Origin of the sequence: Staphylococcus sp. 2S1 (assembly GCF_046721335.1) — a bacterium.
GTDB classification, from domain to species: Bacteria; Bacillota; Bacilli; order Staphylococcales; family Staphylococcaceae; genus Staphylococcus; species Staphylococcus equorum_A.
This window is the reverse complement of the sequence record NZ_JBEUUJ010000003.1, coordinates 1115207-1130122: the sequence shown is the minus strand read 5'-3', so window position 1 is coordinate 1130122 and position 14916 is coordinate 1115207. Positions and strand designations below refer to the sequence as shown.

Here is a 14916-nt window from a genome sequence, read left to right as displayed (position 1 = left end):
TTGCTCTATATCAATAATGGAATAACCAAGATTAAGGCAAATACAAACATGTATTGTACCTTAACTTGGTGTATTCTTTTATAAACTTAAATGCAATTAGTCTGTAATTTCTTTCTGTGATTGTGGCGCTTCTTTTTGTTGAAGATCCACTTTACGTTCAACGACATCATCATCTTCAGTGTCTTGCATGTCAATTTCATTGTCATGCTCGTCCATAATCTTAACGTCTAATCCTAAACTTTGTAATTCTTTCATCAATACTCTGAATGATTCAGGAACACCTGGTTTAGTGATGTTTTCACCCTTAACAATAGCTTCATATGTTTTCACACGACCTACCGTATCATCGGATTTGTAAGTTAAGATTTCTTGAAGTGTATATGCGGCACCGTATGCTTCAAGTGCCCATACTTCCATCTCACCGAAACGTTGTCCACCAAATTGTGCTTTACCACCAAGTGGTTGTTGCGTAACAAGTGAGTAAGGTCCAGTTGAACGTGCGTGTAATTTATCGTCAACCATGTGAGCAAGTTTCAGCATGTACATTACACCAACTGAAATTCTGTTATCAAATGGTTCACCTGTACGTCCATCATATAATACCGTCTTACCGTCACGAGCCATACCAGCTTCTTCAATTGTTGACCATACATCCTCATCACTCGCACCATCAAATACTGGTGAAGCAACGTGAATACCTAAGTTTTTAGCAGCCATACCTAAGTGTAGCTCTAACACTTGTCCGATATTCATACGTGATGGAACACCAAGTGGGTTCAACATGATATCGATTGGCGTACCGTCTGGTAAATAAGGCATATCTTCTTCAGGAACAAGTTTAGAAATTACACCCTTATTACCATGACGACCACACATTTTGTCACCAACGTGTATTTTACGTTTTTGAACGATATAAACACGAACTAATTGGTTAACACCTGGAGATAATGTGTCGTCTCCTTCTTCACGGTTAAAGACTTTAACATCTAGAACAATACCACCTGCACCATGAGGTACGCGTAATGATGTATCGCGAACTTCACGTGCTTTTTCACCGAAGATTGCGTGTAGTAAACGTTCTTCTGCAGTTAATTCTGTTACACCTTTAGGCGTTACTTTACCGACTAAGATGTCACCATCATTAACTTCAGCACCTACGTATACAATACCGCGGTCATCTAAGTTTTTAAGTGCACTATCTGAAACGTTAGGAATATCACGAGTGATTTCTTCAGGTCCTAGTTTTGTATCACGTGCTTCAGATTCATACTCTTCAATATGAATAGAAGTGTATACGTCATCTTTAACTAGACGTTCACTCATGATTACAGCATCCTCGTAGTTATAACCGTCCCAAGTCATGAAACCTACAACTAAGTTTCTACCTAATGCCATTTCACCAAGTTCCATTGAAGGACCGTCAGCTAAAATTTCGCCTTTAGCCACTACATCGCCAGTAGCAATGATAGGTCTTTGGTTATAACATGTACCAGTATTTGAACGTTTGAATTTTGATAATGGATAGCGATCTAATTCGCCTTCATATTCTTGACCATCTTCTTCAATAAGTCGACGTACAAGAATTTCATTAGATTCAACGTGTTCAACACGGCCTTTGTTTTTAGCAACAATTGCTGCACCAGAGTCACGTGCTCGCCACGTGCTCCATACCAGTACCTACAAATGGTGATTCAGGATTCATCAATGGCACTGCTTGACGTTGCATGTTTGCACCCATCAATGCACGGTTAGAGTCATCATTTTCTAAGAACGGAATACATGCTGTCGCGACGGAAACAACTTGTTTAGGTGAAACATCCATGTAATCCATTTTTTCTTTAGCCATAACTGTGTTATTACCACGGAAACGACAAACAACTTCGTCTTCTACGAAACGACCATTTTCATCTAATACAGAGTTTGCTTGAGCTACTACATAGCTATCTTCTTCGTCAGCAGTTAAGTAGTCAATTTGATCTGTGATTGAATGTGTTTCAAGATCTACTTTACGGTAAGGTGTTTCAATGAAACCAAATTCATTCACACGCGCGTAACTAGATAGTGAGTTGATAAGTCCGATATTCGGACCCTCTGGTGTTTCGATTGGACACATACGACCATAGTGAGAATAGTGAACGTCACGCACTTCCATTTGAGCACGTTCACGTGTTAAACCGCCGGGTCCTAATGCTGATAAACGACGTTTATGTGTTAACTCAGCTAATGGATTGGCTTGGTCCATGAATTGTGATAATTGAGAACTACCAAAGAATTCTTTAATAGACGCAATAACAGGACGAATATTGATTAGTTGTTGAGGCGTAACAGAATCAGTGTCTTGGATAGACATTCTTTCACGTACAACACGTTCCATTCTTGATAAACCAATACGGAATTGATTTTGTAATAGTTCCCCTACTGAACGTAGACGACGATTACCTAAATGGTCAATATCATCTGTAAAGCCAATACCACTTAATAAGTTAAAGAAGTATGACATTGATGCAATAATATCTGCTGGTGTAATACATTTCACTTCTGAATCAGGGAAAGCATTACCAATCACTGTAGTTGTACGTCCTTCTTCATCGTTCGGAACGTAAACTTTGATTGATTGAATCTCAACAGGTTCATCAATAACAGTACCTTCTAATTCAAAGACTTCACTATTTGCATTTGCTTCTAGTACATCCATAACCTCATCTAAATTACGACGATCTAAGACTGTACCTTCTTCAGCTACAATTTCACCTGTTTCAGTATTAACAATTGGTTCAGCTAATTTCTGATTGAATAAACGGTGTTTCAAGTGAAGTTTTTTATTCGCTTTGTAACGACCTACACTAGCTAAGTCATAACGTTTCGGATCAAAGAAACGAGAATATAATAAGCTCTTAGCATTTTCAACTGTAGGCGGTTCGCCAGGGCGTAAGCGCTCATAAATTTCTAATAATGCTTGATCAGTATTTTCAGTACCATCTTTTTCTAAAGTATTACGTAGGTACTCGTTTTCACCTAAAAGATCAACGATTTCTTGATCAGTTGAGAAACCTAAAGCACGTAATAATACTGTTAATGGTAATTTTCTTGTTCTATCAATACGTACATAAACAACATCTTTCGCATCAGTTTCATATTCTAACCATGCACCACGGTTAGGAATGATTGTTGCATCGAAGTTTGTACGACCATTTTTATCTAGTTTTTCATTGAAGTATACGGATGGTGAACGAACTAATTGCGAAACGATTACACGTTCAAGCACCATTTATTACGAATGTACCTGTATCTGTCATTAATGGGAAATCGCCCATAAATACTTCTTGCTCTTTCACTTCGCCAGTTTCTTTGATGATTAGACGTACTTTTACACGTAGAGGTGCAGAATACGTTGTATCACGGTTTTTTGATTCTTCTAAATCATATTTCGGTTCTCCGAGTCTATAATCTACAAACTCTAAAGAAAGATTGCCTGTGAAATCTTCAATCGGAGAAATGTCTCTAAACATTTCTAATAAACCTTCTTCTAAGAACCACTCGTAAGACTCAGTCTGAATCTCAATTAAATTCGGTAATTCTAATACCTCTGAAATTCTCGCATAGTTTCTACGTTTACGATGTCTTCCATATTGGACAAATTGACCTGCCAAACAGATTCACCCCTCAAAAATTGCGTGTTTACTTTTACTAAATGAGCCAATATAATGAGATAAAAAGAAAACGGTAGCATACCAAATGACACCATTTCCATTTTACCTCATATACATTGTTCATTTACACGTAAAAGTACACACTTATTGAACATAAATTTTTACATTCTATTACTATATCAGATTGATACTTTTAAATCAAGCTTTCGTGCTTCTTAAAATGTAGTAACCTTTGTCTTTTGCTAAGACTTCTACATTGTTAAAAGTGTCTTCCATTTTTTGCTTTGCTTGATGGCATGCCCTGCTTTTTTGAATTACGACATAAAGCGCGCCACCTTGTTTTAATACCTTATATGCGTCTTCTAAAATGCTGTGAACGACTTTTTTTCCTGCTCTAATCGGTGGATTAGTCAGCATAAAATCATAAGTGTCAGCGTCTACCTGTGATAAACCATCACTTTCTTTGATTTCCACATTGTCTATACGGTTCTTTTTTCTGTTTTTTCTTGATAATGATAGTGCACGTTGATTAACATCAACCATCGTCACTTCATGATGCGGGGAAGTTTTTGCAATCATTAAACCGATAGGGCCATAACCACAACCAACATCCAAGATGCGTTTAGTAGGACCAGGAGGATATGCTTTCAAAAAAGTTTTTACTAATAAATCGGAACCAAAGTCAATCTTCCCTTTTGAAAAGACGCCCGAATCCGTTACTAGCTCTAATTTACAGTTATCGTAGGAGTACGTAAAAAGCAACTCATCACTTTCTACTTCAGGATTTTCATCATAATAATGACTCATGACTACACCTCTTTTAATCTAATTATCCTTAGATTAATACTATACCCATTTCATACATCACATCGTGGTCTAACCACAGTGCAAACCATAGATATAGATCAAATAAGATAAAACCCCGTTATACTAATAACGGGGTTTTCATTTCTCAAAGATTTCAGATAAAATACATTTCACTTAAAATCAGCGTACCGAAGTAGCGATGTATTAAGCTGCTTGTATCATCTTCAATATATAATTATTAACTGTTAGACAGCAAAAATTATTTGATTTCTACTGTAGCGCCAACTTCTTCTAAAGCTGCTTTAAGTTCTTCAGCGTCTTCTTTAGCTAGTCCTTCTTTGATTACTTTAGGAGCATCGTCAACTAAACCTTTAGCGTCTTTTAATCCAAGACCAGTTGCTTCTTTAACTGCTTTAACAACTTTGATTTTAGATGATCCAGCTGATGTTAGTTCAACGTCGAATTCAGTTTGTTCAGCTTCAGCTTCGCCGCCACCTGCTGCGTCTGCTGCTCGCTACTGGAGCTGCTGCAGTTACACCAAATTCTTCTTCAATTGCTTTTACTAAGTCGTTTAATTCTAAAACTGACATTTCTTTGATTGCTTCAATGATTTGTTCTTGATTAGCCATTTTAATATTCCTCCATTAATTGTTATTAGTTTATGCGCAATTATTCAGCGCTTTCTTCTTTTCCTTCTTTTTCTTCTCCAATTGCTTTAACCGCATAAGCGAAGTTGCGTACTGGAGCTTGTAATACTGATAAAAGCATAGAAACAAGACCGTCGTGTGATGGTAATGTACCAACAGTGTTAACTTGTTCTGCTGAGATAACATTGCCTTCCATAACACCTGTTTTAACTTCTAATGCTTTATGTTCTTTAGCGAATCCCGCGATAACTTTCGGCTGGAGCAACTACATCTTCAGTTGAAGTTGCGATTGCTGTAGGACCTACTAAGAATTCATTTAACCCGTCAATACCAGCTTGTTCAGCCGCACGGCGAACCATAGTGTTTTTGTAAACTTTATACTCAACACCAGCTTCACGTAATTGCGAACGTAATTCAGTTACTTCAGCAACGCTTAGACCACGATAGTCAACGATAACTGTAGATACTGAGTTTTTAAGTTGTTCTGCAATAATATCAACTTGTTGTTGTTTTGCATCGATGATAGCAGACATTTAGACACCTCCATAGATTTAGTTTGGTGCTTTTTATCTTGAGATATTGTTCTTACAAACATTACTCAATAAAAAAAGCACTTTCTACCCGTGGCAAAAAGTGCTTGAAAGATCTAAATTCTTCACGTTCAAGTCAATTTTAGCCTCGGCAGGATATAATTTTAAGTTATCACTAACTCCTACTGTCTTAGGTAAAATAATACATTAACCAATATAACTGGTTTCATGTGTTATGTCAATATTTATTTGAGGTTGAAAGCAATACTTTCAACCTCAAAATATTTTATGTTAATAATTATAGTTTAAAGCCTGATGTGTCAACTTTAACTCCAGGACCCATTGTTGATGTTACAGCAACAGATTTGAAGTAAGTACCTTTAGCTGATGCAGGTTTTAATTTAGTTAAAACGTCTTGTAAAGTTCTGAAGTTTTCAACTAATTTTTCAGTATCAAATGATGTTTTACCAATTGATGCATGAACGATACCTGATTTTTCAGCACGGTATTCAACTTTACCGGCTTTGATTTCTTCAACTGCCTTAGTAACATCCATAGTTACAGTTCCAGTTTTAGGGTTTGGCATTAAACCTTTAGGTCCTAATACGCGACCAAGTTTACCAACTTCGCCCATCATGTCTGGTGTAGCTACTACTACGTCGAAGTCAAACCAACCTTGTTGGATTTTTTCTACGTATTCACCTTCACCAACGAAATCAGCACCTGCTGCTTTTGCTTCAGCTGCTTTGTCGCCTTTTGCGAATACTAATACACTTTGTGATTTACCAGTACCGTTTGGAAGCACTACTGCTCCACGGATTTGTTGATCATTTTTACGTGTATCAATACCTAAACGGAATGCTACTTCAACTGATGCGTCAAAGTTAGCAATGTTTGTTTCTTTAGCTAATGCAATCGCTTCTTCAACACTGTAGTGTTTTTCACGATCGATTTTGCTAGCTACTTCTTGATATCTTTTGCTTTTTTTAGCCATTTCATGTTCCTCCTTCAGTGGTTTTAGCGGAATTCCCTCCCACATTTACTTGTTTACACAAGTTAAGAGCAGATAACAGAGAGGTTTAATTGTATTTTATCGTTGGAATGAACTTCCTTAATAAATGACATTTATTCCTCATATTACGACAATATTGAATGCTGTCATCATGTTTGTCTTTTCTGTCATCTGCTTCTATCGTCAATCTATGTTTTCATTACTCATTTTAGTTATTGAACTGTAATACCCATACTACGAGCAGTACCTTCGATAATACGCATAGCTGCTTCTTCGTCTGCAGCGTTTAAATCTTGCATTTTTTGGTTTGCAATTTCACGTACTTGATCTTTAGTTACTGTTGCTACTTTGTTTTTATTAGGTTCGCCTGAACCTTTTTCAACGCCGACAGCTTTTTTAAGTAGTACTGGAGCCGGTGGTGTTTTTGTAATAAATGTAAATGAACGATCTTCATAAACACTAATTTCTACTGGTATGATTAAACCTACGTCTTCTTGTGTACGTGCGTTGAATTCCTTACAGAATCCCATAATATTCACACCTGCTTGACCTAATGCCGGACCAACTGGTGGTGCTGGATTTGCTTTACCTGCAGGAATTTGTAATTTAACTACTTTTTCTACTTTTTTAGCCACGATGTGCACCTCCTTGATATCGTGATGTGGTCACAGGACTCAGTTTTGTCCTCCCACTCTTCTACATTTCGTGACGAAATGAACGCTCTATGAGCGCGACCACAGTATTATACCATTAACCCATTTGATAACGCAATGGTAAAGTGTAACTTTTTTATAGAACCCCTTATCACTTTAGTGATTAGGGGTTCTTAATGCATATAAAGTGATCTTTCTCGCTTTAGCGAGATTAGTGTCGCTTATGCAAGTGCCTTAGCACTTGTATTCATTTAAAGTTTTTCAACTTGATCAAATTCTACTTCTACTGGTGTTTCTCTACCAAACATGTCTACAAGAACAGTAAGTTTGAATTTATCAACCTCAATTTCTTGAACTTCGCCAACTTGATTAGCAAATGGACCTGATTTAACTCTCACTTGTTCACCTAAATCCAATTGAACATCAATTGTTTTCTCTTTCATGCCCATTTGTTTAAGGATGAAACGTGCTTCATCTGGAAGTAATGGGTTAGGTTTAGATCCAGAACCAGCCGAACCAACAAATCCTGTTACACCAGGTGTATTTCTCACGATATACCATGATTCATCGGTCATCACTAATTCAACTAATACATAACCAGGGAATGTTTTTTTAGTTAATGTTTTGGCTTTACCATCTTTAACTTGTGTTTCTTCCTCTTCCGGTATAACAACTCTGAATATTTTTTCTGTCATATTCATAGATTCAACACGTTTTTCTAAATTCTTTTTAACTTTATTCTCATAACCAGAATAAGTATGCACAGCATACCAACGCTTTGCGTCAACTTCTTCAGACATGTCGTCACTCCTATCTATTTAATTAACTCTATAATTCTACCAATTCCTAAGTCTAAGGCATAGAAGAACACTAAGAAAAATACTACTGTAGCTACAACAATGACTGTGTACTTAAATAATTCTTCTTTCGTTGGCCAACTTGTCTTTTCCATTTCTGACTTTACGCCTTGGAAGAAATTTTCTTTTTTAGCCATTAACAAGACCTCCGTATTATTTCGTTATTCCTTATTTGCTTATTCCATACAACAAATCAAGCAAATATAATACTCTCAACTTAGTTGGAAAGATATATTCACTCAACTGATTACTTAATATGTCATCTTATTATTTTGATTCCTTGTGCATCGTATGTGCATTACATCTCGGACAATGTTTTTTTAGTGTCATTCTAGATGTAAGGTTACTTTGTTTCGGAACATTATAATTTCTACTGCCACAGACTTCACAATTTAGTGGTACTTTTTTCATTAGACTTCACCTTACTCATTATAATACCAATCTACTATACAGAACTTCTGAGTCAATTGTCAATTATCAACAATCCACTCAATCATGCTATTTTCGTGATACTAGCACGAGATACAGCTTGGTTTTAATACATATTTTCATTTTTCCAAACAACGTCTTATCTTTATTTTACAACGATGTATGGCATTGTAAACTACTTTGGTGTTTAAATTTAAAATTTGTGCAATTTCCTGTGGTTTATAGTCTAATAAAATATAACTTATAATGCGTTGTTCTAAATCGGTTAGCCTTTTCAAGCACTGTTTTAATTGTGAAGATATTTCCCGAGCAATGATGTATCTGTCTATAGGTTGTTCAGATTTCGTATTATTATAAGCAACTATAAATTCATTCACAAGTATTTCCTGACGGCGTTGTGTATACATTTTTTTGCGTATATAATCATTCTTGACATTTTTTATAACGCAATTGACATAATGTTCTAAAGGCGTATCTTCTGTAAAATCAAAACGGCTTAACACACCATACAATTTCAAAAGTACTTCTTGGCACAAATCTTCTTTGTCACTCGGATGAACTGAAAAATGATTTAATCTTTTATTAATCAATGGTGTGATTTCATCAATGATTTGTTCTACATCAATTTCACTTTGTAATCGGTTGCTTCAAATAGGTTGTACATTCATTGCTGTGTATTCTATCAAACATGTCTGTTATCCTTTCCTTAAAGTAAGCATAGGATACAGAGTTTGCTATAAAAAAATCAAGAGTACAAAAAAGTTATTTATGATTATCTCCACGTCTTAATTTTTCAAATTCTTTAAGAATTTCATGAGAGAGTTCGATTCGTGTTCGTGGCTTTTGTTCGTTGAAGCCATCGAGCTCTTTAGATACAGATACTTCGTTCTCTCTTAAGTCTCTCCACATCTCTCTTGAAGAAATACGATAAGCTCCCGCACCAAATATTGCATGTTGTTCACTCATATCACTCGTAACAACCGTAATATGTCTTGTGTGTTTCTCATATAAATCATAGACGTAACGTTCTATATAACTGTCTGCCGTTTCTTTTTCTTTTGTGAATATCGTTTTAACCCCGTGGTACATATATTCTGAAGGTGGGCCGGATTGTTCATAAGCATCAAAAACGCAGACGACTTCATCAGCTATTACAGCATTGTAATTCGCTATAGCTGTAAGTAGTTGATCGCGTGCTTCTTCGAGATTGTCTTTTGCTATACGACTTAAGTCCTGCGATTGTCCTATCATATTATAACCATCAATGATTAAATAACGATCCTTCATCTCTTATCTCCAATCTGATGACGTTTGCGGTAAACCTCATACATCATCAGACTTGCCGCTACGGACGCATTTAAACTATTAACATGACCGACCATTGGAATATTGATATAGAAGTCACATTTATCTTTTACTAAACGGCTCATACCCTGTCCTTCGCTTCCAATCACAATCGCTAAAGGCATAGTCGCATCCATTTCTCTATAATCCGTTGAATTCTCCGCTTCAGTACCAACAACCCAATAACCATTGTCTTTTAAAGCATCAATCGTATTCGCTAAGTTCGTCACACGAATCACAGGTATGTGCTCTATTGCACCTGTAGAGGCTTTAGCTACCGTTTGTGTGAGTGCAACTGAACGTCTCTTAGGAATGATAACTGCATCCACACCTGAGGCATCAGCTGTTCTTAAAATCGATCCTAAATTATGTGGATCTTCTAAACCATCTAGTATAAGCACTGTAGATAATTTGTCTTGTGCCTTTTGCGTAACCAAAAATTCGTCGAAATCTGCATATTCATATGGTGCAATATATGCTCGCAATCCCTTGATGAGGTGACTCTGACAATCCGTCTATTTTAGATTTCGGCACTGTTTGTACGATGATTTTTTGACTATTTGCCTTTTTTAAAATTTCATTTATTTGACCTTTTTTGATAGTATCTTGAATTAAAATCTTATTAATTGTATGTCCTGAGACAATCGCTTCTTTTACTGCATGGCGACCGACTATAACTATCTCTTCCACAGTACCACTACCTTTCATCTACATTTTTCACGATACATTCTAACAATGATGTTAAACGTTCATGTTCTTTTTCTAGGTATAAAAAACCAATGATGGCTTCTAATCCTGAACTTTTGCGATAAGTTTGTATATCTGTATTCTTCGCTTTTGTATAACTTTTAGCATTTCTACCACGACGAACAATATCTTGTTCACTTTCAGTAAACCAATTGTTTTCCATTAAAAACTCAAGTGTTTCTGCCTGACTCTTAGCAGATACATAGCGTTTTGCTTCTTGGTGTAATCGGTTAGGCTTAGCTTTCAATTTCAACACGATATATGCTCTTACGTGTTGATCTAAAACAGCATCGCCCATATATGCCAACGTCAAAGGATTCAATAATTTGTTATCCATATTAGCCACGTTTAAATCTCACACCCTGGGCAGTATCTTCTAAAATAATATTTTGTGCTTTTAAGTCATCTCGAATTTCGTCCGCACGCCCAAAGTCTTTATTTTGTCTTGCTTTGTTTCTTTCTTCTATTAACGCTTCGACTTGTTCATCTAATAGCATGTCGCTTTCTTTACTTTTAAGTGGCACACCTAGCACGTCACTGAAAACTTTATATACTTCTTTGAATCGTTCAATTACTGTTGTAGAAGTCGTGTTTTCTAAAATGTATTTATTAGCTAGTTTGGCTAAATCATACCAAGCAGTAATTGCATTAGCTGTATTAAAATCATCATTCATGACTGTTTCAAATTGTTTTAAAATATCATCAATTGCTTCTATATATGCAGATTGATCTTCAATATTTGTAGCAATCGCTTCACGTTCTTCAATCGCTTGATAGCTGTTACGTACACGCTCTAACCCACTCTTAGCTGCTTCAACAAGTTCAACATTATAATTAATCGGGCTTCTATAATGGACACTAATCATGAAGAAACGTAATACATCAGGGTCAATTTGTTTTATAATATCGTGAACAAGCACGAAATTGCCTAAGGATTTACTCATTTTTTCATTATCAATATTAATAAAGCCATTATGCATCCAATAGTTAGCGAAAGGCGCATGGTTATGTGCTTCTGATTGTGCAATTTCATTTTCATGGTGAGGGAATTGTAAATCTGTGCCACCCGCGTGAATATCAATTGTTGCCCCTAGTTCATGATATGCCATTACAGAACATTCAATATGCCAACCTGGTCTACCTTTACCAAATGGACTATCCCAACTTATTTCTTCTGGTTTCGCTTGTTTCCATAATGTGAAATCTAATGCGTCTTCTTTTTGTTCACCTTGTTCTATGCGAGCGCCTACTTTCAAATCATTCAATGATTGATGACTTAATTTACCGTAGTCCTCAAATTTACGTGTTCTAAAGTATACATCGCCGCCACTTTCATAGGCATTGCCTTGATCTACAAGTTCTTTAATAAACTTAATAATATCATCCATATGGTTCATAACACGTGGATTAGATGTTGCTTTTTTAACGTTTAGCGCACCTACATCTTCGTAAAAGGCATCGATATAACGATCCGCTATCGTTTCTACAGATTCACCTAATTCTTTAGAACGCTTGATTAATTTATCGTCAACGTCAGTAAAATTCGACACATATACGACTTCGTATCCTTGATATTCGAAATATCTTCTTACCACATCGTAATTAATTGCGGGTCTTGCATTACCAATATGAATATAGTTATATACTGTTGGTCCACAAACATACATTTTAACCTTACCTGGTTCAATAGGCTCAAACGTCTCTTTCTGACGTGTTAGCGTATTATATAATGTAATCATCTTGTATCTCTCCATTTCTTGTTTTCTCAAGTTGTTTTTCTAATTCTTTTAATTGTTCATAAACAGGGTCTGGTAGGTTACGGTGGTCGAATGTTTTACCAATACGTCTCCCATCTTGCTTAACAATATGACCTGGTATACCTACGACTGTTGAATAACTTGGTACAGAATTTAATACAACTGAGTTTGCTCCTATGTTCACATTTGAATCAATTTTAATATCGCCTAGTACTTTGGCACCTGCAGCTATTAATACATTATCCCCTATATCAGGGTGACGTTTACCTCGTTCTTTACCAGTACCGCCTAATGTAACGCCTTGATAAATGGTGACATTATTTCCTATATTACATGTTTCTCCAATAACGACACCCATACCGTGGTCAATAAATAAACGTTTCCCTATTTTAGCCCCTGGATGTATTTCAATACCTGTAAAAAAACGCGCAACTTGCGAAATCAATCTTGCTAATATATATTTTTTCTTTTTATATAGTTCATGCGCAATTAAATGACTCCATACTGCATGTATGCCGGCATAAGAAGTGACAACTTCCAATGTAGTACGTGCGGCTGGGTCTTGTTCAAACACCATGTTCACATCATCTTTTATTCTTTTCAATATCTTAAACAAGGTTGCTACCTCCTTATTAAAAAAGCACCTCTAACTGACTTGTTAGAGGTGCTTTGCACGGTTCCACTCTTATTTTTAAATATAAGTTGATTATCTTAACCTAAATATGATTAAAATTATAAAAGCAACTTATCTTCACTCATTAAAGTTTATTTAGTTTATTAACACAAAGGTGCATTCAGCAATTTCAGTGGTGTGCTCACAGCGACCGCACACTCTCTTTACACATTTCATTGCTTACTAATCCTCTGGCTATTTCAATTTTAATAATAGGTGGTTCGATGTAATTTTTCAAGCATTTCCACCTTGAGACAATACCATCGCACGCAACCTTCTTTATTTAACGTAGTTTTTCAAACGTAGCAACACTTTTTCTTTACCTAATACTTCAATTGTATTTGGTAATTCTGGTCCATGCATTTGGCCTGTTACAGCAACACGAATTGGCATGAATAGTTGTTTACCTTTAATACCAGTTTCTTTTTGAACTTCTTTGATTGTTTTTTTAATTTCTGCCGCTTCAAATGGTTCAAGCGCTTCTAATTTTCCATATAAGTGGTTCATTAGTTCTGGTACTTGTTCACCTTCGATGATTTCTTGTTCATCATCACCTAAAATTTGTTGATCACGGAAGAATAGCTCAGATAAAGGAACGATTTCTCCAGCATAACTCATTTCTTTTTGATAAAGTGCAATAAGTTTACGGCCCCATTCCAAATCTGCTTCGTTTGGATTTTCAGGAAGTAATTCTGCTTTAATAAGGTGTGGTAAAGCTAATTCGAATACTGTTTCAGTATCTTTTTGTTTCATATATTGGTTATTCACCCATGCTAATTTTTGCTTGTCGAAAAATGCAGGTGATTTAGATAAACGTTTTTCATCGAAAATTTTAATAAATTCTGCTTTAGAATAAACTTCTTCTTCGCCCTCTGGTGACCAACCTAACAATGTAATAAAGTTAAATAATGCTTCCGGTAAATAACCTAAATCACGATATTGTTCGATGAATTGTAGGATTTGTCCGTCGCGTTTACTTAATTTTTTACGTTCTTCGTTAACAATAAGTGACATATGCGCGAATCTAGGCGCTTCCCAACCAAACGTTTCGTATATCATTAATTGTTTTGGTGTATTAGAGATATGATCATCGCCGCGAATAACATCTGAGATTTCCATATAGTGATCATCAATAGCTACTGCAAAATTGTACGTAGGTACACCATCTTTTTTAACAATAACCCAGTCACCCATATTATCTGAATCAAATGAAATTTCACCTTTAACCATATCTTCAAAAGTGAACGTCGTGTCTTGAGGAACACGGAAACGAATAGCAGGTTGACGACCTTCTGCTTCGAATTGTTGACGTTCTTCTTCAGTTAAGTGTGCATGTTTCCCACCATAACGTGGCATTTCTCCACGTTTGATTTGTTGTTCACGTTCAGCTTCAAGTTCCTCTTCAGTCATATAGCATTTATACGCTTTGTCTTCGTCTAATAATTGCTGAATAAGTGGATTATAGATTTCGCCACGTTCTGATTGGCGATAAGGACCATAACCTTTATCTTTATCGACAGATTCATCCCAATCGATACCTAACCATTTTAAATTATCAAATTGTGAAGATTCGCCATCAGTTAGATTACGTTTACTGTCCGTATCTTCTATACGAATTACAAAATCTCCATCATAATGTTTAGCAAATAAATAGTTGAATAATGCAGTTCTAGCATTACCGATATGCAAATAACCTGTTGGACTTGGGGCATATCTAACTCTTACACGATCACTCATTATGTTCACTCCCGTTTTTAATATTAATTAGTCATGTTTTTATTGCGTTTTATGTTTTATCACTTGTTACACT

At 35.9% G+C, this 14916-nt stretch carries 12 protein-coding genes, 4 pseudogenes and 1 other annotated feature; all 16 genes and pseudogenes read right to left on the bottom strand.

Annotation, left to right across the window (positions count from 1 at the left end; translation table 11 throughout):
- Positions 1–96: 96 nt before the first annotated feature.
- Positions 97–3650: pseudogene (gene rpoB / locus ABLV90_RS05930) on the bottom strand (DNA-directed RNA polymerase subunit beta).
- 198 nt (positions 3651–3848) lie between these two features.
- A complete protein-coding gene (locus tag ABLV90_RS05925) occupies positions 3849–4457 on the bottom strand; it encodes a class I SAM-dependent methyltransferase (RefSeq protein WP_460872326.1) in 609 nt (202 codons plus the stop codon).
- Between the two features lie 259 nt (positions 4458–4716).
- Positions 4717–5086, bottom strand: a pseudogene (gene rplL, locus ABLV90_RS05920) (50S ribosomal protein L7/L12).
- A 40-nt stretch (positions 5087–5126) separates the two neighbouring features.
- A pseudogene (gene rplJ, locus ABLV90_RS05915) lies at positions 5127–5637 on the bottom strand (50S ribosomal protein L10).
- 62 nt (positions 5638–5699) lie between these two features.
- Positions 5700–5847 (bottom strand) — a sequence feature (ribosomal protein L10 leader region).
- An 85-nt stretch (positions 5848–5932) separates the two neighbouring features.
- Positions 5933–6628, bottom strand: coding sequence for a 50S ribosomal protein L1 (gene rplA / locus ABLV90_RS05910; RefSeq protein ID WP_427707424.1), 696 nt, complete (start codon positions 6626–6628; stop codon positions 5933–5935).
- Positions 6629–6858: 230 nt separating this feature from the next.
- On the bottom strand, positions 6859–7281 hold the full coding sequence (rplK, locus tag ABLV90_RS05905; RefSeq protein WP_460872325.1) for a 50S ribosomal protein L11: 423 nt from the start codon (positions 7279–7281) through the stop codon (positions 6859–6861).
- Between the two features lie 269 nt (positions 7282–7550).
- Positions 7551–8099, bottom strand: a complete 549-nt coding sequence (nusG, locus tag ABLV90_RS05900) for a transcription termination/antitermination protein NusG (protein WP_427707422.1) — start codon at positions 8097–8099, stop codon at positions 7551–7553.
- Positions 8100–8113: 14 nt separating this feature from the next.
- Positions 8114–8293, bottom strand: a complete 180-nt coding sequence (gene secE / locus ABLV90_RS05895; RefSeq protein WP_002484168.1) for a preprotein translocase subunit SecE — start codon at positions 8291–8293, stop codon at positions 8114–8116.
- Positions 8294–8423: 130 nt separating this feature from the next.
- Entirely contained in the window at positions 8424–8567 is a 144-nt protein-coding gene (rpmG, locus tag ABLV90_RS05890; protein ID WP_002508576.1) for a 50S ribosomal protein L33, read from the bottom strand.
- Between the two features lie 137 nt (positions 8568–8704).
- Positions 8705–9175: an RNA polymerase sigma factor gene (locus ABLV90_RS05885; RefSeq protein ID WP_460872324.1), complete on the bottom strand. Its 471-nt coding sequence runs from the start codon at positions 9173–9175 to the stop codon at positions 8705–8707.
- 172 nt (positions 9176–9347) lie between these two features.
- A complete protein-coding gene (locus tag ABLV90_RS05880; protein ID WP_057511701.1) occupies positions 9348–9872 on the bottom strand; it encodes an NYN domain-containing protein in 525 nt (174 codons plus the stop codon).
- Positions 9869–10619: pseudogene (gene rlmB / locus ABLV90_RS05875) on the bottom strand (23S rRNA (guanosine(2251)-2'-O)-methyltransferase RlmB). Before rlmB ends, ABLV90_RS05880 begins: the two are co-directional and overlap by 4 nt.
- Before the next feature lie 7 nt (positions 10620–10626).
- Complete coding sequence (locus ABLV90_RS05870; protein ID WP_069817716.1) at positions 10627–11013, bottom strand: Mini-ribonuclease 3; 387 nt, start codon at positions 11011–11013, stop codon at positions 10627–10629.
- 1 nt (position 11014) lies between these two features.
- A complete protein-coding gene (cysS, locus tag ABLV90_RS05865; protein WP_427707414.1) occupies positions 11015–12415 on the bottom strand; it encodes a cysteine--tRNA ligase in 1401 nt (466 codons plus the stop codon).
- Positions 12399–13040 (bottom strand): serine O-acetyltransferase, encoded by a 642-nt coding sequence (gene cysE, locus ABLV90_RS05860; protein ID WP_031266086.1) that lies wholly within the window; start codon positions 13038–13040, stop codon positions 12399–12401. Before cysE ends, cysS begins: the two co-directional genes overlap by 17 nt.
- Positions 13041–13385: 345 nt before the next feature.
- Positions 13386–14843, bottom strand: coding sequence for a glutamate--tRNA ligase (gltX, locus tag ABLV90_RS05855; protein ID WP_427707412.1), 1458 nt, complete (start codon positions 14841–14843; stop codon positions 13386–13388).
- Between the last annotated feature and the right edge of the window lie 73 nt (positions 14844–14916).